Below are 19281 nucleotides of genomic sequence, written 5' to 3'. Positions count from 1 at the left end.
ATATGCAATATGTGAGATTAAAACTCACATAAACGATATAAAACATAACTGTTTGTTTTTATATTTTCGGCATCGTTTCCAACACACTCCCATTATGAATATAATGCTCCAAACTATATAATTTTACACTATAACAATATGAAAATTATATTATTATGGTAATCGATCTTATCACTCGTGAAGATTTAAACGAATTCAGAAATCTTCTTTTAAATGATTTAAAACAACTCATTCAACCTCAATCCCTACAGGAAAAAAAGTGGATAAAATCTTATGAGGTTAGAAAATTGCTGAATATTTCTGCTGGTACTTTGCAAAATTTACGGATCAATGGCACGCTCGCTTTTACTAAAATTGGTGGTCTTATGTATTACAAATATTCGGACATTGAAAAAATCCTGAATGGTAAATAGTAATTAATTAAAAAACGACTTTGGAGTTTTTTGATACCCCTGCAAGGGCAAGAGGTTTTAAGCTGCGGAAAGTATTTCAGGTAGCTCAAAACACAACTTACTATTGTCCTGGGACAATTTTTTAGGAATGGTTTTTAATTGAAGAGGCTGATGCCCTTTTTTTGTATTGGTACAAGTGGTTTTATTTTAAATTTATTCCAAGTTCAGAAATAATCGGAATCTTTTTCGATAATTAAGAACAGAAAAAAATTGGTAGCCTCAGGGCTGCCCGCCAGCGCACTTTACGGCTGTTAGGATATTGTAGTTATGATGCATCCTTCATCGACCACCTACAATGCCGGATCTTTTTTCTCATAATGTTAGTAAAATGGAAAAAAGGGATGCCTTAATATATCAAAAAAAGAGGAATAATCTTTCGACTATCCTTTACAGAGGGCAATTGGAGAATTGGACACATTTTTAATTATAAATCATTACCCAATCGAGCGCAAAGCCTGCCCATATCTTCACTCAGTTTACTCTCAACAACCTTAGCATAGATTTGTGTAGTACGAATGCTGGTATGACCCAGCATCTTTGAAACACTCTCAATTGGTACGCCATTACTTAGAGTAACGGTCGTTGCAAAGGTATGTCGTGCGATATGAAAGGTCAGTGTTTTTGTAATACCGCAAAGGTCAGCAATCTCCTTTAAGTATCCATTCATTCGCTGGTTTGAAATTACGGGAAAAACTGTACTGTTATTCAGAACCCTCGGATCATCTCTATATATATCTATTAATTCGATTGCTTGAGGCAGAAGCGGTACACGCACACCCGTATCGGTTTTTGCCCTGCTTGTGGATATCCACAGCCCGCCGTCTATTCCTGTAACAATCTTGTTTGGGGTTAGTTCAGCGAGTTCAATATAAGCAAGACCAGTATAGCAGCTAAAGAGGAACATATCCCGAACATTCCTCAGACGTTCAATAGGAAACTCTTTGTTTGTCAGTGCTACAAGCTCTTGATTATTCAATGATTCCCGTTCTACTTTATCAAAATGCTTTTTAAAGCTGGCGAAAGGATCTTTGGTTAGCCAATCTAACTTGACAGCCATATTTATCATTTTGCGCAGTCTTTCAATATGCTTCATAATGCCGTTATTATTCAGCGGCTTTTGATGGTCTTTAGGGACATAATTAAAAAGGTAACTTTCAAAGTCCAAAATAAACTTGTAAGTAAGCTGTGAAAGGACAACATCATTTCTGTAGAGTTTCTCCATGAGAAATTTTTTTACATATCGCTGGGTAGTATGGTAGTTCTTCATGGTTCCTGGAGCAAGTTTATGTAGTTGCTGCTCATTATGATATTCCATCAGTGATATTAATGTTGGAGCCAAGTGGTTCGTACCCAAAATCTTATCACGGATTGCAGGCCCATCTATTGGTACATCAGTCAGAACCATCTGCTGATACGTATTTATGATCTTTGCCTTGAACTGGTTAAGGAACATGTTGAGTTCAATAGTTTCTTTACGGCTACCCTTAGCCATGCCTTTTCTTTCATCCCATTCATTTGCGTTAATCGAACGCTTAATTGAAATCTCAGTACGCTTACCATTTACAGTTACCCTGGCACAGATAGGTGCTTTGCCCTGTGTCGAGGTTTTTTGTTTCTTTAAGTAAAAGAGTACTCCGAATGTTATAGTAGCTGTTTTCATATCTCAAAAATTTAATGTTTCAGATCATTTGCACATTAAATGGGTCTCAGTAGTGCTCGCTTTTAAGATGAAAACGCACACTTTTCAGGAAGCATCAAATGTTAAAATTTGAGTACGATTGACTGATAATTAAGTGATTAAAATGATTTGTGGGACCTAAAGATAAAAAAAGAAAAAGGGTAGCCGAATAGGTCCCATTTTCTTTGATATAACTTGAATATTTTGGAGTTGAATAAAATAGAAAAACCCCTTAAATCATGTGATTTAAGGGGTTTTGGCTGCCTTTGAAAGGCTCTTTAGTCGGGGTGGCAGGATTCGAACCTGCGACCTCCTGGTCCCAAACCAGGCGCGATGACCGGGCTACGCTACACCCCGAAAACAAGCGGAGAGACAGGGACTCGAACCCTGGCGACGTTTGCACGTCGACAGATTAGCAATCTGCTCCGTTACCACTCCGGCACCTCTCCTGCTTTTGCTAAAAGAGTTACCCCTTTTTGCGGTTGCAAATGTAGCATATTTATTTAATTCTTTGCAAGTATTTTTAAAGGTTTTTTTCTTTTTTTTCAACCTTTACACCAAAGTAATTAACTGTCAGGCTCATGCATTGCTAATTATTTTATACATTTTAGCGTATTGATGAAATAATTCTCCGGATAGTACTTTTGCTTCATACTTTCACTATCCAATTCCTTTTTCATATTGTAATCTACAGTTTCTGTAGAATATTTAACCCTTATAAAAGATATTGGCGATTTTTCAAGATCTTCAATAGTTCCTTTGGCAAACAGAAATGTTGCCGTAAGTATCCTTATGTTGTTTTGTTCGTTACTATCATATACCAGTCCGCTGCACTGGTCTTCGCTTGCGCTTATAAGTGTTACAATTTTTCCGTTGGCCAGCTGCAGGTATATTTTAGAGGCTTTATCGATGCAATATACCTTAGGAAAATCTTTCCCTTTTGCCAGGAACTGAAAATTAAGCATAGGTACGCCATCACTATTAGTTAACGAAAAGAACATAAATTGAGATGTCCCCGCAAATACCTTTTCATACATAAGATATTCCCGGGTTGATTTTACCTCAACACCATCTTCTTTTGTAATAACGGTACTTTTGCACTCGTCCTGTTGTGCGCTAAGTGCTAAAGAAACAACAAGCAATAAAGTTGTAAAAATTGATTTCATTAATTTAAATATCTAAATAGTAGGTGTAAATTATACAATAATGCTGCCAAATATAGATAAAAATAGCCAAGCAGCACCTTAATAAAAAGTATCTGTAATAATAATGGGACTTAATTTTATAAATCATAAAATTTAAGTAGATTTGATAGCTATAACCTCCGCTATTATGCAAAAATATCTACGTATTGCCTTATTGCTATTTGGCACTATAGCCACTACTATGGCCTTTAAAAACCGACCAAATTACACTGCTGTTACAGCGATAAAGCATAATGTTATTGCCACACCTGCCGAAAATTATGCTACTTATTGCAGCGGATGCCACGGCGAAAAAATGGATGCCTTTACAGACAGGCAGTGGAAACACGGTAACAAATTAACCGACCTTATGAAGGCTATTAAAAACGGTTATGCCGATGAGGGAATGCCTGCCTTTGCCAAAACCTTTAGCGATAAAGAAATAAAAGAATTATCTGAATATATTCTTAAAGGCATAAAAAATGTAGAAGCTTATAATTTTGACGATGCTCCTGTAAGCAACATATTTAAAAGCGATAAGCTTACCATAAAGCTCGATACTATTGCCACAGGGATTGAAGTGCCGTGGGGAATGGCTTTTTTACCTGATGGCGCAATGCTTATAACCAACAGGCATGGCGAATTATACCGCGTTAAAGACAAAAAGAAGCAGCTAATTAGCGGAGTGCCGGAGGTTTTAGCCGAAGGCCAGGGCGGATTGTTTGATGTTTTGTTACATCCTGACTTTGCCAAGAACAGCCTTATTTATTTTACCTATTCCAAACCTAAAAAAGTTAATGGAAAACTATTGGCAACCACAGCTATTATGCGCGCTAAACTTAACGGCAATACATTAACAGACCAATCGATAATTTTTGAAGCACTGCCCTATGCCACTACCCGACATCACTATGGCGGCCGGATGGTATTTGATAAAGGATACTTATACATATCTGTAGGCGAGCGTGGTAATGAAAAACAAAATCCGCAAAGCCTTGAAGAAAACCAGCTGGGCAAGGTGCACCGCATTAAAGATGACGGGACTATCCCGGCAGATAATCCTTTTAAAGACAAGGCCGGTAAAGCTACGTCGCTATATTGTTATGGCAACCGAAACCCACAAGGGCTTGCCATTAACCCGCTTAGCGGTGCGCTTTGGGAAAACGAGCATGGACCCCGAGGTGGCGACGAGATAAACATTATTACTCCCGGCACTAACTATGGCTGGCCGCTAACCAGCTACGGCATTAATTATGATGGTAAGCCTATTACAGATAAAGCTACTGCGCCGGGCATACAGGCACCGGAGCTGTATTGGGTACCATCTATTGCACCATCGGGTATGGCATTTATTACGGGCGATGTTTATAAACCGTGGAAAGGTGCCCTGCTTGTAGGCTCATTACGCTTTAAATATTTAAACCTGTGTTACCTCGACGGAAATAAAATTGTAAGCCAGGAAAAACTTCTTAAAAACATAGGCCGCCTGCGCGATGTGCGTGTGGGGCCGGACGGTTACATTTATGTAGCGGTAGAGAAACCTGCATCGGCAGTATACAGGCTTGTCCCCGTTCAATAAATTACAATCATTAAACATGTAAAGCCTTACAAAGCAATGTTGCTTTGTAAGGCTTTTTTATATCATAGAGATTCAATATTTTAAATTGATTAAAAAAAACATTGTTAAATATCTAAATATCGGGAAAACCCGATATATCTTTGCATTATGGAACAGGTTGATATTTTTAAGGCGTTATCTAACAAAACCAGGCTGCAAATATTAGAGTGGTTAAAAGAACCTGCGCAAAACTTTCCTGACCAGGAACATGCCGGGTATGAAAACGGTGTTTGCGTAGGACAGATACAGGCTAAGGCTGCACTTACACAATCTACAGTGTCCGAATATCTGTCTATACTGCAACGTGCGGGTTTTGTACAATCTACACGTGTGGGACAATGGACGTATTATAAACGCAATGAAGAGGCTTTTGCCAAACTTAGTAAAATAATTAAATCGAATATATAATTTTAATAGAGTAAAGAATGAGCACAGATAGTTTGTTTCAGCCCTTTAAGCTGAAATCATTAGATATAAAAAACCGTATTGTAATGGCGCCAATGACGCGCTCTTTTTCGCCAAACGGCATCCCTACTGATGAAGTAGCTGCTTATTATGAAAAAAGAGCCGAAGGCGAGGTGGGATTAATATTATCTGAAGGTACAGTTATAGACCGCCCATCGTCTTCTAATGATGGTAATGTTCCTCATTTTTATGGTGAAAAAGCATTGGCAGGGTGGAAAAAAGTTATTGATGGCGTTCATGCTGCCGGTGGGCAAATGGGTCCGCAAATATGGCACATGGGTATTATGGATAACCACCATTCCGGTTGGGTGCCACCTGTACCTTTCGAAGGCCCGTCAGGATTAAACCGCCCGGGGAATACTAATGGCAGCACAATGACCACTAAAGATATTGAAGATGCCATTTTAGCTTACGGCAAAGCTGCCGCAGATGCAAAAAAAGCAGGCTTTGACACCGTGGAAATTCACGGGGCGCACGGCTACCTTATTGACCAGTTTTTTTGGGAAGGCACAAACGAACGTACTGATGTTTACGGTGGTAAAACCCTTGCAGAACGTACACGTTTTGGCACAGATGTAATTAAAGAAGTGCGCAGGCAGGTAGGCGAAGATTTCGCGATCATCATTAGGCTGTCGCAATTTAAACCATCGGCTTATGATTATAAGCTGGCCGTAAATCCGCAGGAAATGGAAGCATGGCTTAACCCGCTTGTAGATGCCGGTGCCGATATTTTACATTGTTCGCAACGCCGTTTTTGGGAGCCGGAGTTTGAAGGCTCTGACCTTAACTTTGCAGGATGGGCCAAGAAAATAACGGGTGCTGCAACTATAACTGTAGGTTCTGTAGGGCTTAGCGGCGATTTCTTTGGCGCTTTTGCAGGAGAAACTTCTCAGCCAACATCGTTAGAAGAACTTAACCGCCGTTTCGACCGGGGCGATTTCGACCTTGTGGGTGTAGGCAGGCCATTACTAAGCGACCCTAACTGGGTTTCTAAAATAAGAAAAGGCGAAACCGATAAACTAAAAGGCTTTAGCAAAGAAGCGTTAGCCGAACTGGTATTAGAATAATTTTTTGTTTATATATCCTGAAAACGGACAGTTACTTTTAAAAGTACTGTCCGTTTTTTTATATAGGATTAAATTATAGTTATCGTTGTTGTTTACAGCCTCGTGTTCTTAGTAACTTTCTGTAAATCAAATATTTTTACCACAAAGAACACTAAGCCATTAGTTGCAAATAAATCGCAAAGGAGACCATGAAAGCCAACTAAAGTTGAAAGTACACAAAGCTGTATCTATTATTTCGACAATATTGAAGAAATTACATTAGTTACAACCCTGCTTGTTTGTAACGCATTAAGGCTTCAATAAAATAATAATCGCCATAACTAAGCGGGGTATCAACCTCTGTTTTGTTAGGCATATTGCCCACTCCGTGCTTTAATAAAAAACCACCATTAGTATTGGGCGCAGCAAAATATTCCGGAGCCATCAGGCTTGTAAGCATGGTATTGGCATCTGCATAATATTTTTTTGAAAGCTCCTTATCAGAATACGATCCTAACTCTATCAGCGCCGAGGCCATTATGGCTGCCGCCGAAGAATCCCTCAAAGCATTGGGGATGCCCGGCGCATTAAAATCCCAGTAGGGTATTTTATCTGCCGGAAGGTTAGGATGGTTTAATATAAAACCGGCTATGTTTTGTGCTTGCTCTAAATATTTCCTGTCTTTTGTTTCTCGGTACATAACCACATAGCCGTATAGCCCCCATGCCTGTCCCCTCGCCCATGCAGATGCATCTGCTGCTCCCTGGTTGGTTATCTGCCTTACAACAGCACCGGTATTTTTATCATAGACCACCTCGTGATACGAACTATAATCTGGCCTGAAATGGTTTTTCATGGTAGTATTGGCATGGTTTACCGCTATATCGTAAAATGTTTTATCACCGCTGTGTTTAGATGCCCAAAAAAGCAATTCAAGATTCATCATGTTATCTATAATAACAGGCATTTCGTCTTTAGTGGCATGGTTCCACGGCGCACTATCCCAGGACTGTATGCATTTGGCAACAGCGTTATATCGCGTAGCTAACGACTTTGCACTATTCATGAGCACTAATTTATAATCTGCATTAGGCCGCAAACGCTCGGCATTGCCATAGCTGCAATACATCATAAAGCCAAGATCGTGCGTAGTTTTATTAAACTGTTCTTTTTTTAAATCGGCTAATGATTTATCTGCTAATTTTTTAAGTGCCTGGTTGGCATTCGCCTCATTAAGATACAGTAAGGTACCGGGATAAAAACCACTGCACCACCAGCCAGAGTCGCTGGTTTCGAGAGAATCATTTTTTACATGGTAGCTTTTAGGAAAACGCCCATCAGGATTTCTGGTGCCTAAATATTCATACTGGTTTGCAGATGCCTTTAGCGTGTTGTCTATTTTAGCAGTAAATCCGGCATCTTTTTTAGAGCTGCACGAAGCTGCAATGCAGGCGGCAAGAAAAAATAAGTAATGGTGTTTTTTCATTATATAAGATGCTTTGCAACACTTTAAAATTCGAAATTAAAGCCTTTTTTAGTCAGTTTTTCGTAAATGGCCTGATCAAAAATGTATAGTTTTGCCGCACGGTGCGACACATCTTTTTGTTTTTCATCAAGCTGCTGCAACAATTTCATGTGTAATATTTTACGCCTGAAATTAGATTTATCCATCTCTACCCCAAGAATTTCTTCATAAAGTTTCATCAGTTCAAAAAGCGTGAATTTTTCGGGCAACAGGTTAAAGCCTATAGGGGTAACTTTTATACGCGTGCGCAGGTTGGCAAGGCTGTATTGTAATATTTCGTTATGGTCATAAATAAGGTTAGGTATATCTGCTATTTTATACCACTTAGCATCAGCTGCGGTAGATCCTGCCTTAATATTGTAATCTTCTCTTTTTACAAGCGCATAATAACCTATCGTTATAACGCGCCCTAATGGGAAACGTTCCGGGTCGCCAAAAGCTTTAAGCTGTTCCAGGTAAATATCGTCAAGCCCGGTTAATTCGCCTAAAAGCCTGTGGGCGGCATTGTCTATACTCTCTGTTTCTTTTATCCAGCCACCGGGTAATCCCCACTCGCCTTTACGTATACCCTCACCATGCTGCACAAGCAACACTTCAAGGCTACCCTGGTCAAACCCAAATATCACACAGTCTATAGTTATAGCGTTCATTACTGTGCTTTCAACCTTTTTGCCCGACTCCTTATCTATAAATTTCTTTAGCATGCCCCCTTATTTGTAAGATGAAACGAATATATGAAAAATTTATCAGAAGCCTGAAGCTAATAAAAATATCCCTATTTGTATATAGGCAAAAAATATAGCTTATTATTTTTAGATAAATATTATTTTCTGAAAATAAGTGTAATAATCACAATTATTTTTAGCAACTTTGTTAATACCAACAATAACAACTATGCACAAGCCTTTAAAAAACATTGCCATACTCATTGCGCTATTATTGCAATTAGTAACTGTAAATGCTCAAAACAACGCTGCCATAACGGTAGACCTTAGTAAAGAAATTGCACCCATGAAACCCGTTTGGGCATGGTTTGGCTATGACGAGCCCAACTATACTTATATGAAAGACGGTAAAAAACTGCTTACCGAAATTGCCGAATTGAGCAAAGTCCCTGTATTTGTGCGTACCCACAGCCTTATGGTTACCGGAGACGGTGTTGCTGCCCTAAAATGGGGATCGACCAATATGTATACCGAAGATGCTGCCGGAAAACCTGTTTATAACTGGAAAATTGTAGACAGCATTTTTGACACTTATGTATCCAGGGGGATGAAACCCCTTGCACAAATAGGGTTTATGCCCGAGGCTTTATCGTCGCACCCACAGCCGTACCGCCACTACTGGAAACCCGGTGACCCGTATACCGATATTATTACCGGATGGGCCTATCCGCCTAAAGATTACAACAAATGGCGCGACCTGGTATACGAATGGGTTAAGCACTGTGTAGCCCGCTATGGTAAAAAGGAAGTGGAAAGCTGGTACTGGGAAGTATGGAACGAACCTAACGGGCACTACTGGAAAGGTACTCAGGAAGATTTCTTTAAACTATACGATTATGCCGCCGACGGGCTTAAAAAGGCGTTGCCTACTGCAAAAATAGGCGGGCTTAATATTGCCGGCACCCGTGGCAAAGAAGCACAGGACTGGACTAATAATTTTATAAAACACTGCATAAGCGGCACTAATTATGCCACCGGTAAAAAAGGCTCTCCGCTGGAAGCCATACTGTTTCATGCCAAGGGCTGGCCTAAGCTTAAAGACGGTACTGTATTTATGGATATGGCACCGCAACTTAATGATATACAGACAGGTTTTAAAATAACGGCTTCCTACCCCGAAACGAAAAATTTGCCCATTATAATTGGCGAATCTGACCCGGAGGGCTGTGCAGCCTGTGGTATGGCCACCAATCCTGAAAATGCTTACAGGAATGGTACATTATATTCAAGCTATACTGCAGCAAGCTTTGCACGTAAATACCAACTTGAAGATGAAACTAAAGTAAACTTTTTAGGAGCCGTGTCGTGGTCTTTTGAGTTTGAAGACCAGCCGTGGTTTTACGGCTTTCGCGACCTTGCTACAAATGGTGTAGATAAACCGGTGCTTAACGTTTTCAGGATGTTTGGCATGATGGGCGGCAAAAGGGTAGCTGTGGTAAGCGACAGGATGTACCCGCTGGAAACGGTTTTAAAATCGAGCGTGCGTGGCGAAAAGTCGGATATTGGGGCACTGGCAAGCAAGGATACTAAATCGGCAGCCGTCATGGTTTGGAATTACCATGACGAAGACAGGCAGGGCGCGGCCGAAACCGTAAATGTAATGCTTGAAAACATTCCGATTAAAGAGGTTACACTAAATATTTACCTTATAGATCAGGATAACAGCAACTCGTATGAAGTATGGAAAAAAATGGGTTCGCCACAAAAACCTACCCAGCAGCAAATAGACACTATGGAGAAAGCCGGTAAGCTAAAATGTATTTCTACAAAAAAAATAAAAATAGCAGGTGGTAAAACAACTGTGCCGCTACAGCTAAAACGCCAGGCAGTAGCACTGGTAAAACTGGACTGGTAGCATATTGTTATATTATTTGGCTATGGTAACATTACGTTAATATAATATTACCGATTTTTGCCCTAAAAATTTATCATGATTTTTAGGGCATTTTTTTTTGCTGTTCTAAGCATAACTGCAACCTTACAGGCACAGGTTAAAAAAGAAAATATACAGGTAGCCTTTCTTGCCGATGTGCATTTACAGGACTTATACGGCACTTTATCTGGCACTGATTACAAGGGTGTAATAAACCCAAAAGATGGTAAACCCACCCTGCTACGCAGCATGGATGCACAGTTGCACAGCACCCGGATATTTAACGAAAACTACTTTGCTTTTATAGCAGCCTTAGATGATATTGCAAAACGTGGTATACATTACGTAGCCCTTCCCGGCGATTACAGCGATGATGGCCAGCCTGTGCACCTACGCGGCTTACAGCGCATACTTAACGAGTACAGCACAAAATATAACATACAATTTTTTATAACCACCGGTAACCATGACCCGGTGGGGCCATTTGCACAGGAAGCCGGTAAGGACGATTTTTTAGGCGAAGGTGGTAAACGCCGACCCATCTTTAGTAAGGAAGGGATGTATAACCCTGACGCTTCTAAAGAACTGCCAGTTATAGTTACGCCAGATATTGCAAAAATGGGATACACGGGTATTACAGAATACCTGCATGATTTTGGGTTCTTCCCAAAAAAGGAAAATAAATACTGGGCAACACCTTTTAGCACTTACACACCTGACGATTATAGTTTTAAAAAAGCCGTGGATCAATCAGGACTGGAGCATCGCATTTACGATGTTGCACCAGGGTATACTGTACCAGATGTGAGTTATGTTACCGAACCTGTAGAGGGGCTTTGGCTATTGGCTATAGACGGAAATGTATACTTGCCAAAAAACAATGGCAATGCTGCCGATCCAAAAAACTACCGTGGTGCCGATTTGGGTTATAACAATGTTATTACCAATAAAAAACATCTTATTGCGTGGGTGCAAAAAGTTGCCGCCGATGCTAAAAGGCTTGGTAAAACACTCGTTGCTTTTAGCCACTACCCTATGGTAGAGTTTAACGATGATGCTTCGCCCGAAATTGAAAGCCTAATGGGAAAAGGTAAGTGGCAGCTGGATCGCGTGCCTGTTGAAGCTGTTGCCCAAACCTTTGCCGATGCCGGTATACAAATACATTTTGGCGGGCATATGCACATTAACGACACCGGTACCCGAACCAGCACTATAGGTAACACGCTGGTAAACGTACAAACACCATCATTAGCAGCCTACATTCCGGCATATAAACTGCTTACTATTAAACCTGATAACGTACTGGAAGTTGAAACCGTGACCATTGATAATGTACCGAACTTTGATGCGCTGTTTCCTCTTTATGAAATGGAATATGATTTTTTAAAAAGCCAGAATGCAAAAGACATTTGGAACAAAGAGATATTGAATACCAAAAGCTACCATGAGTTTACTGATTTTCATTTAAAGGAGCTGGTGCGCCTGCGCTTTCTGCCGGATGACTGGCCTGTAGCATTTAAAGATTTTATGTTGAACGCTTCGGGTGAAGATTTATTGATTTTAGCAGGCGGAAATAAAAAAGCTATCAATAAGCAATTATCTAAAAGCAACTTAAAGCCAAACGATTTTAAAAAATGGACCGGCCTTGACCTGGTTACCGATTTTTACCGCATTCGCAGTGCCGACCAATTAGCTCTTGCAGATATTAGCAAAGAACGTATTAAGCAATGTGAGTTTTTAGCTAAAAGTTTTGCAGCACAGCATAGTGTAAATCCTGAGAATATTACGCAAAAAAATCTTGGCTTGTTCTTTACTATACTGCATAAGTTTTTAAATGGTGATCCGGCTGATCATTTTAGTGTAGACCTTAAAACAGGAAAGGTAAAGGATTTAGGGAAGTAGGTTTTCTATCATGCGGCGTTACTTTATTTTTCGAAATTTGTAAAAAAAACTGCGGCACCATTCGCATGATACCGCAGCACTATATAACCCAGAAAAACAAAACTACTTTTTCTTAACTACGCCTATAAGGGGGTTAACCCTAACATAGCCCCCTTCATCAAATTTGATGTGGTATGGCGAGTTAAAAAATTTACTGGGCATATAATAATCTGTTGTAATAATCTGTGCTCCTGATTTTTTTGCTGCTTCAAAGTGGGTGTAATCATTGGCACGGGCCTCTTTAGTATCAGAGTCGGCACGGGTACGTATTATATATCCTTTCTTAACAAGATCAGGTATTGTGGCATCTTCAGAGTTATTACGAAACATTGCTGCTGCCTCCGGAGTTCCCGGCTTTGCATTTACAAAAACCACGCGCCCTTTTAACGACGGATGCCCCTGCATGTACAGGTCGCGCTTTTTGTCGCTGTTATCAAGTATAAAAAAGAATTTGCCTTTTGCCTCTTTAAGTGTAGGCCAGTTTCCTTTTAAAACAGCTTCTTCAAGGGTTTTATAGTTACCACGTACCATATCGGGCGTAATAAGTTTATTAGCTCCAAGGTTTTTACGTATTACAGCATCAACCTCATCAAATAATTTAGGCGTAAACATTTCCGGCACGGTGCCAAAGCGGTTTGCATCGCCATCTTTAGGCTCCAGTGTTATAAATACAGGAATATGGCCGGGGTGTGCATCGCTCCATGTTTTTAATTTTTGAAGCAGGTCTTCAAAAGTATAGCTTGATGTCCTGAAGTCAATATCGGTAACATGAAAAACCTTAAAGCCCGGTTTGTTCATTACCCCATCGGGGTCATAAGGCTGCTCCGGTTTAGCCAAGTCAAGTCCCTTAGGGTGGGCATATTTACCACCTTTACTATCGGCATTAATGTCAATTTCAAGATTGCGAAGCCCCATATCAAGCTGTTTGATAATATCAATATGCTCATACTGTAACCCGCTAAGCTGGTTAGCAGTGTCTTTAGCAGATATTGCTTTATACAAAGCCGGCTCTATAGCCTTTTTATAACTGTTGTGCGACCCTATAACCTGTATCTGGTTTAGTTTAAGATTGTCGTCCTGAGCATGGGCATTAAAAAAAGATACCCCCGAAATTAAAAGGGTAAGTGCTGTAACAATTGGTTTCATAAGTATAAATAGGTAACATTTTAAGTATAAGCACAAAAGTACCTTCATTATGTTACGGCTATGTTAGCCGTAAAAAAACAAAACATTGCTACAGTATCAATTCTATGTAAACCACACTCTGTTTTTAGCCATTTGTAAACGTTATAGTGTTACCTTATTTTAAAACTAAAGTAACACAAACCGCTATTTTGCTACTTTTTTATGCCTTTCGCTTAATTTAAAGATAACCTTGAGGAAAACCGTATTGGTATTTCATTTCTTTATTTCGCAGACAATAATTAACTGTTTTTTAAGACCTCAAAATTCAGTACCAACAATAAGATTAAGTATACACCAAAACCACATAACTAAATCAAAATAAACTAATGTCTATGGTAAAACCTTAACTACAAAAAACTAAAACACACAAACAAAAAAACCGCAGTTGCTACTAACAACTACGGCTACAAATTAAGCATCGTTAACCAATAACTTAATCTCAATGTATTTTAAAAATACCTTTATAAATTTTAAAAGCGCTTGTTTTATAGTGCCCGCTGTACTGTCTTTTACAGCAGGATACAGCAATATAATGCCCGGAGAGCTAAAAGTAAACATTAATCGTGAAACTTTATTAGCTACTGCCATACAACAAACCGTAAAAGGTAAAATTACTGACGAAGCCGGCCTGCCGTTACCGGGGGCAACTGTTATGGTAGCCGGTACAAGTATTACCGCTGCCACAGATATAGATGGTAACTTTGAAATTGCAGCAGCAAACGGAGCTACCCTTAATATTGTATATATAGGTTACAAAACACAGGTTGTAACCGTTACAGGTGCCGATATAAATGTAAAAATGGTACCCGATGCCTCTGAACTTAATGAGGTACTTGTAGTGGGCTATGGTAAACAGGCTAAAAAAGACGTTACAGGAGCTGTTAGCCAGATTAGCGAGAGCCAGTTTAGGCAGGGTGTAAACATCTCTACAGATCAATTATTGCAAGGTAAAATTGCCGGTGTACGTGTTACGCCTACCAGTGGTGAGCCCGGAGCAGGTATAAATGTAAACATTCGTGGGGTAGGCTCTATACGTAGTGGCAGTACACCTTTATTTGTGGTAGATGGTGTGCCATTAACTAACGACGGTGTAAGCCCTACAGGTGCAAACGTAGGCTTCGGTAGCTCTGCAGCAAAAAACCCGTTAAACTTTTTAAATACCAGCGATATCGAGTCGATATCGGTATTAAAAGATGCTTCGGCGGCAGCCATATATGGTGCAAGGGGCTCTAATGGTGTTGTAATTGTTACAACTAAAAGAGGTGCTAAGGGCAAAGCGAGCTTTACGGTAGATTCTTATTTAGGCTTTTCTAAAATAATGAACAAGCTTGATGTGCTTAGCGCAGATGAGTACCGTAAAGCTATATCAGATCCTGCTTTTGACCACGGTGGCAATACCGACTGGCAGGATGTAATTTTTAGAAATGCCGTAACAAAAAACAACTCATTCTCGTACTCGAAAGGTACAGATAGTGGTAACTACTACGTATCTGTAGCGCAAATGGACCAGGAGGGTATTGTTAACAACAGTAATTTTAGGCGTACTACAGGAAGGATAAACGCATCCGAATCGTTTTTAGATGATAAGCGTTTAAAGGTTAAAGTTAACCTTACTGCCAGTGAAACCAAAGATGACGGTGTACCAACAAGTGATGATGGTGGGTCTGACGGACAGTTGATCATCCATACACTTATGGCAAACCCTACCCGATCTGTATTTGATGCAGATGGAAACTATACTAACTTTAACATGAATGCCCATTACAACCCGGCATACCTGTTAAGCATTTATGAAGATGTAACCCGTACAACACGTATATTGGGCAACATGGAAACATCTTTCAGGATACTGAAAGGGCTTGAATATAAATTAAATTTAGGTATAGACAGGTCTGTTGCAGAGAGGAATACAACAATTTACCGTAACCTTACCGACCGTAGTACGACCGGCCGTTATGTACAGGGCAATACAGACTCTAAAAATACTTTAATAGAGCATTACTTAACGTACGACTTCCTGACAGGCAAACACAAGCTTGATGCTTTAGGAGGTTTTTCTTACCAAAAATTTGAAACAGGCGGTACAAGCTTTATTGTAGACCAGATAGGTGTAAAGGGCGAAGGCATTAAACCATCTATTAACCCCGGCTATAAAGGTGTACAAATGGGTGTAACGGGCTTTGCTCAAATCAACGAGCTGCAGTCTTACTTTGGCAGGGTTAATTATGCTTTTGATGGCAAATATCTTTTAACGGCATCGCTAAGGGCAGACGGTTCTACACGTTTTGGCGAAAATAATAAATACGGTTACTTCCCGTCGGCAGCTGCAGGATGGAATATTTCTGAAGAGAGTTTCCTTAAAGGGTCAAATGTCGTTAATAACCTTAAACTTCGTGCAAGCTGGGGCCAGACTGGTAACCAGGAAGTACAAAATAAAGTTACGCAGACGAGCTACTCCTTAACTGCCGCAGACGGTTATTACCTGTATGATGAATTAGGTTTGGTAAATGGTGTAACATACTCGCGAACTGCTAATCCCGACCTTAAATGGGAAGTAGTATCGCAATACAATGTGGGGGTTGATTTTAACCTGTGGGCTGATAAACTGTATGGTAGTGTTGATTATTTTAATAAAACTACTACCGATGCTATTCTTTTCATCCCCGCTCCGGTATTAAGCTCTACAGATAATGTTTGGACAAATATGGACGGTAAAATTGTTAACAGCGGCCTTGAGTTTATGTTAGGCTCTAAAATTGTAAATACCGAAGACTTTACTTGGGATTTAGATGTAAACGGAGCTACTCTTAAAAATGAAATTAAAGGCCTTCCTGTATCGCAAATTTTATCGGGTACTATATCTGGACCGGGACAGTCTGGTGTAACAGGTAATATTTACAAAAGTGGTTATGCAGCAGGATCTTTTTACCTAAAAGAACATATAGGTTTTGATGCTGATGGTAAAGAAATATTCAAGGACCAGAATAATGATGGCGTGATTAACGATAGCGACCGTAAAATATTTGAAGGTGCTATACCTAAGTTTACGTATGGCCTAAACAGCAACATGCGCTATAAGGATTTTGATTTTTCATTCTCTATCATTGGCCAGACTGGTGGTTACTTATTAAACAATACAGGCCTTAATGCCCTTAACATTAACAACCTTGCTTCTGACAGGAATACACTTTCTGATTATTATGACTCGGGCGCAAATCAATCGAACGCGCCTCAGCTTTCATCATTATATCTTGAAAAATCAGATTTTATAAGGCTTAACAGTGCCCGTATAGGATATACTTTTAAACACCCGAGCCTTGCCTGGATGCAAAGTTTAAACCTATACATTACAGGACAAAACCTTTTTACAATTACTAATTATTCAGGTTTCGATCCGTTAATTAACAGCAACAAGGCTACTAACGGTAACCAGTCTCTTGGTATTGATTATGGAAGCTACCCAACAGCAAGAACTTTTATAATTGGTGCAACATTTAAAATATAACGCTATGAAATTAAAAACAATATTTAACAGTAAAATTATAATTACTGCCTGCCTTACTGTAGTCTTAGCAGGATGTACTACCCTTAATGAGGATGTACTTGATGAAGTTTTAGTAGGGCAGCCATCAAGCTCTATCAATGCACTGGCAGCTGTATACGATCGTTTAGGCGAGGATACCTTTACTAATGCCGGTGGTATGCTTGCCATGCAGGAACACACAAGTGATGTAAGTATACTGCCTACACGCGGATCTGACTGGGGTGACGGTGGTAAATGGCGCGCTATGCACGAGTTTACATGGGCACCGGATAATGCTGTTATTACAGATAACTATAGCCGTATTACCAATGGTATTACCCGCTCTTTAGTAGCTATTAAAACGATAACCGATGGTAACGACGAGCAAAAAGAATTGTTGCTTGCCGAGGCAAAAGGTATGCTTGCTTTTTATACCTACCATACAATTGATCTTTACGGACAGGCGCCTTACCGCGACCCTCTTGTAACCGGGGCTCCGATACAGATACTGCAGTCTGCCGACGGAATAGACAAACTTATTACAGATGTAGAAACTGTTTTACCAAACCTTGCTAACATGGGACTGGAACGTACCCACAATGGCAGGTTTACAAAAGAGGCTGCTTATGCATTACTTTCTACAATGTACCTTAACCGCGCCGTGTTTAAAGACCGTTATAATGCTACATCGAGCTTTAACTTTAGCGAAGCAGCAGTAAGCGGCGGCGGTAGCGATATGGACAGGGTAATTTATTACACAAGCCTTCTTATAGATTCTGGCAGGTTTACACTTGCAAGCAATTATTTTGATAATTTTTCTATAAACAACAATGGTGCAACAGAACTTATTTTTGCTATCACGCAAAAAATAGACAACCTGCATAACGGTAGTAACGACCTTGCTTACAACTCTATGGAGCGTAATCAAAGATGTTCGCCTACTAACAGGGGTACTAATGCATCTTGCCTTACGCCGGAGTTTTATGCAAGCTGGGAAGGCCATCATAACGACCCGCGTTTTAGCCGCAAATACCAGTATGCAGATGGTACCTGGTTTATGAACGATGGTACCGATGTTAGCGTACCTTTTGTAACAGGCTCTATATCTGGAGTTAACCAGCCCTGGTTCCATTTTAACCGCGGTATACAGGCAGGGCAGCAATACGGGCCTAAGTTAACCTCTACAGGTGCATTTGAATTGACATCTGATGGAAGGGTAAAAGTATCTTCTCTTGTATGCGAAAAAAGCGCCACTACACCTATGGACTTTACACCAGAACTAAACTTTGACAATCCTACACAGGCTGTATTTGCACAAAACCAGATTAACCGTGGTACACGTTGCTTTAAGTTTGAATTTGACCCTCAGGCAGGTAATGGCGCAAGTAATGTAGACATCCCACTTTACCGCTTAGGTGGTATTTATACAATGAGGGCAGAAGCTTACCTTCGTAAAGGTAACAACGGTGCCGCCCTTGCAGATATTAACCTGCTGCGTACAGCGAGAACACGTGAATCGCTTTATGGCAATGTACCGGGTACTGCAATAACATCTATAGATATGGATATCCTTTTCCGCGAAATAGGTTTTGAAATGTACTGGGAAATGTGGAGAAGGCCACAAATGGTACGCTTTGGCAAGTTTGATGCTGCAAGGCCTACATCGGCTAAACCGGCATCTCAGCCCTTCATGAGGGTATTCCCTATCCCGCAAAGGGTAATGGATGTAAACAGAACGTTTACCCAGAACTTTGGATATTAACTAACAATAGCATACAACTAAATATACTACACGAAGCCGTCTCAATATTCAATTGAGGCGGTTTTTTCATTTTTAGCATTATTATATTAGGCTATTATATTTTTCAGGTCAGGATATTTTTCAAGTGGCTTACGCCGCTATTTTCTTTCTCAGATTGTGTGCTAAGGCCATTAATCCGAACTCTAATTCTACTTTTTCAAGTCCTTTTAAAGTAAACCTCTTAAAATTGTTATTGTGTTTGAGATGTGCGAACACAGGTTCTACATCGGCAGAGCGCTGTTTTCTTTTTTGTAACCCTTTTTCG

At 40.1% G+C, this 19281-nt stretch carries 14 protein-coding genes and 2 tRNA genes; 8 read left to right on the top strand and 8 right to left on the bottom strand.

What is annotated here, in order from left to right:
* Positions 1 to 155 precede the first annotated feature (155 nt).
* The gene (locus F565_RS0106750) at positions 156 to 413 is read left to right on the top strand and encodes a helix-turn-helix domain-containing protein (RefSeq protein ID WP_020212444.1); all 258 of its coding nucleotides are present in this window, start codon (positions 156 to 158) and stop codon (positions 411 to 413) included.
* Positions 414 to 876: 463 nt separating this feature from the next.
* Here F565_RS0106750 and F565_RS0106745 read toward each other — a convergent pair whose 3' ends face one another.
* The 4 genes from F565_RS0106745 to F565_RS0106730 all read right to left on the bottom strand — a co-directional run bounded on the left by F565_RS0106745 (position 877) and on the right by F565_RS0106730 (position 3296).
* Entirely contained in the window at positions 877 to 2112 is a 1236-nt protein-coding gene (locus tag F565_RS0106745) for a site-specific integrase (RefSeq protein WP_020212443.1), read from the bottom strand.
* Positions 2113 to 2412: 300 nt separating this feature from the next.
* Positions 2413 to 2487, bottom strand: a tRNA-Pro gene (locus F565_RS0106740).
* A gap of 8 nt (positions 2488 to 2495) precedes the next feature.
* A tRNA-Ser gene (locus F565_RS0106735) sits at positions 2496 to 2579 on the bottom strand.
* 144 nt (positions 2580 to 2723) lie between these two features.
* On the bottom strand, positions 2724 to 3296 hold the full coding sequence (locus tag F565_RS0106730) for a hypothetical protein (RefSeq protein ID WP_020212442.1): 573 nt from the start codon (positions 3294 to 3296) through the stop codon (positions 2724 to 2726).
* Positions 3297 to 3462: 166 nt separating this feature from the next.
* Between F565_RS0106730 and F565_RS0106725 the strand changes: the two genes are divergently transcribed.
* The 3 genes from F565_RS0106725 to F565_RS0106715 all read left to right on the top strand — a co-directional run bounded on the left by F565_RS0106725 (position 3463) and on the right by F565_RS0106715 (position 6464).
* Entirely contained in the window at positions 3463 to 4893 is a 1431-nt protein-coding gene (locus F565_RS0106725) for a PQQ-dependent sugar dehydrogenase (protein WP_020212441.1), read from the top strand.
* A gap of 147 nt (positions 4894 to 5040) precedes the next feature.
* Positions 5041 to 5340 carry an ArsR/SmtB family transcription factor gene (locus tag F565_RS0106720; RefSeq protein ID WP_020212440.1) on the top strand — a complete coding sequence of 100 codons (300 nt, stop codon included), beginning with the start codon at positions 5041 to 5043 and terminating at the stop codon, positions 5338 to 5340.
* A gap of 17 nt (positions 5341 to 5357) precedes the next feature.
* Positions 5358 to 6464 carry an NADH:flavin oxidoreductase gene (locus F565_RS0106715; RefSeq protein WP_020212439.1) on the top strand — a complete coding sequence of 369 codons (1107 nt, stop codon included), beginning with the start codon at positions 5358 to 5360 and terminating at the stop codon, positions 6462 to 6464.
* Between the two features lie 262 nt (positions 6465 to 6726).
* Here F565_RS0106715 and F565_RS0106710 read toward each other — a convergent pair whose 3' ends face one another.
* Together F565_RS0106710 and F565_RS0106705 are read right to left on the bottom strand one after the other, a co-directional pair.
* Positions 6727 to 7929, bottom strand: coding sequence for a glycoside hydrolase family 88 protein (locus F565_RS0106710; protein WP_020212438.1), 1203 nt, complete (start codon positions 7927 to 7929; stop codon positions 6727 to 6729).
* Between the two features lie 23 nt (positions 7930 to 7952).
* Positions 7953 to 8672: an NUDIX hydrolase gene (locus F565_RS0106705; protein WP_020212437.1), complete on the bottom strand. Its 720-nt coding sequence runs from the start codon at positions 8670 to 8672 to the stop codon at positions 7953 to 7955.
* A gap of 190 nt (positions 8673 to 8862) precedes the next feature.
* On the opposite strand from F565_RS0106705, the gene F565_RS0106700 reads away from it, so the two are divergent.
* Both F565_RS0106700 and F565_RS0106695 read left to right on the top strand, forming a co-directional pair.
* Positions 8863 to 10548, top strand: a complete 1686-nt coding sequence (locus F565_RS0106700; protein WP_020212436.1) for a GH39 family glycosyl hydrolase — start codon at positions 8863 to 8865, stop codon at positions 10546 to 10548.
* A gap of 75 nt (positions 10549 to 10623) precedes the next feature.
* Positions 10624 to 12468: a metallophosphoesterase family protein gene (locus F565_RS0106695; RefSeq protein ID WP_020212435.1), complete on the top strand. Its 1845-nt coding sequence runs from the start codon at positions 10624 to 10626 to the stop codon at positions 12466 to 12468.
* Positions 12469 to 12570: 102 nt separating this feature from the next.
* On the opposite strand, the gene F565_RS0106690 is transcribed toward F565_RS0106695, so the two are convergent.
* Positions 12571 to 13653, bottom strand: a complete 1083-nt coding sequence (locus F565_RS0106690) for a phosphatidylinositol-specific phospholipase C1-like protein (RefSeq protein ID WP_020212434.1) — start codon at positions 13651 to 13653, stop codon at positions 12571 to 12573.
* 481 nt (positions 13654 to 14134) lie between these two features.
* Here F565_RS0106690 and F565_RS0106685 point away from each other — a divergent pair, with 481 nt between their 5' ends.
* Both F565_RS0106685 and F565_RS0106680 read left to right on the top strand, forming a co-directional pair.
* Positions 14135 to 17197 (top strand): SusC/RagA family TonB-linked outer membrane protein, encoded by a 3063-nt coding sequence (locus tag F565_RS0106685; protein ID WP_026299924.1) that lies wholly within the window; start codon positions 14135 to 14137, stop codon positions 17195 to 17197.
* Between the two features lie 4 nt (positions 17198 to 17201).
* The gene (locus F565_RS0106680; RefSeq protein ID WP_020212431.1) at positions 17202 to 18977 is read left to right on the top strand and encodes a RagB/SusD family nutrient uptake outer membrane protein; all 1776 of its coding nucleotides are present in this window, start codon (positions 17202 to 17204) and stop codon (positions 18975 to 18977) included.
* Between the two features lie 129 nt (positions 18978 to 19106).
* Here F565_RS0106680 and F565_RS22635 read toward each other — a convergent pair.
* Positions 19107 to 19281: transposase (locus tag F565_RS22635; protein WP_020212430.1), on the bottom strand; the 175-nt coding region annotated here is incomplete at its 5' end.

Origin of the sequence: Flavobacterium rivuli WB 3.3-2 = DSM 21788, assembly GCF_000378485.1 — a bacterium.
GTDB lineage: Bacteria > Bacteroidota > Bacteroidia > Flavobacteriales > Flavobacteriaceae > Flavobacterium > Flavobacterium rivuli.
This window is presented reverse-complemented; position numbering and strand designations above follow the sequence as displayed.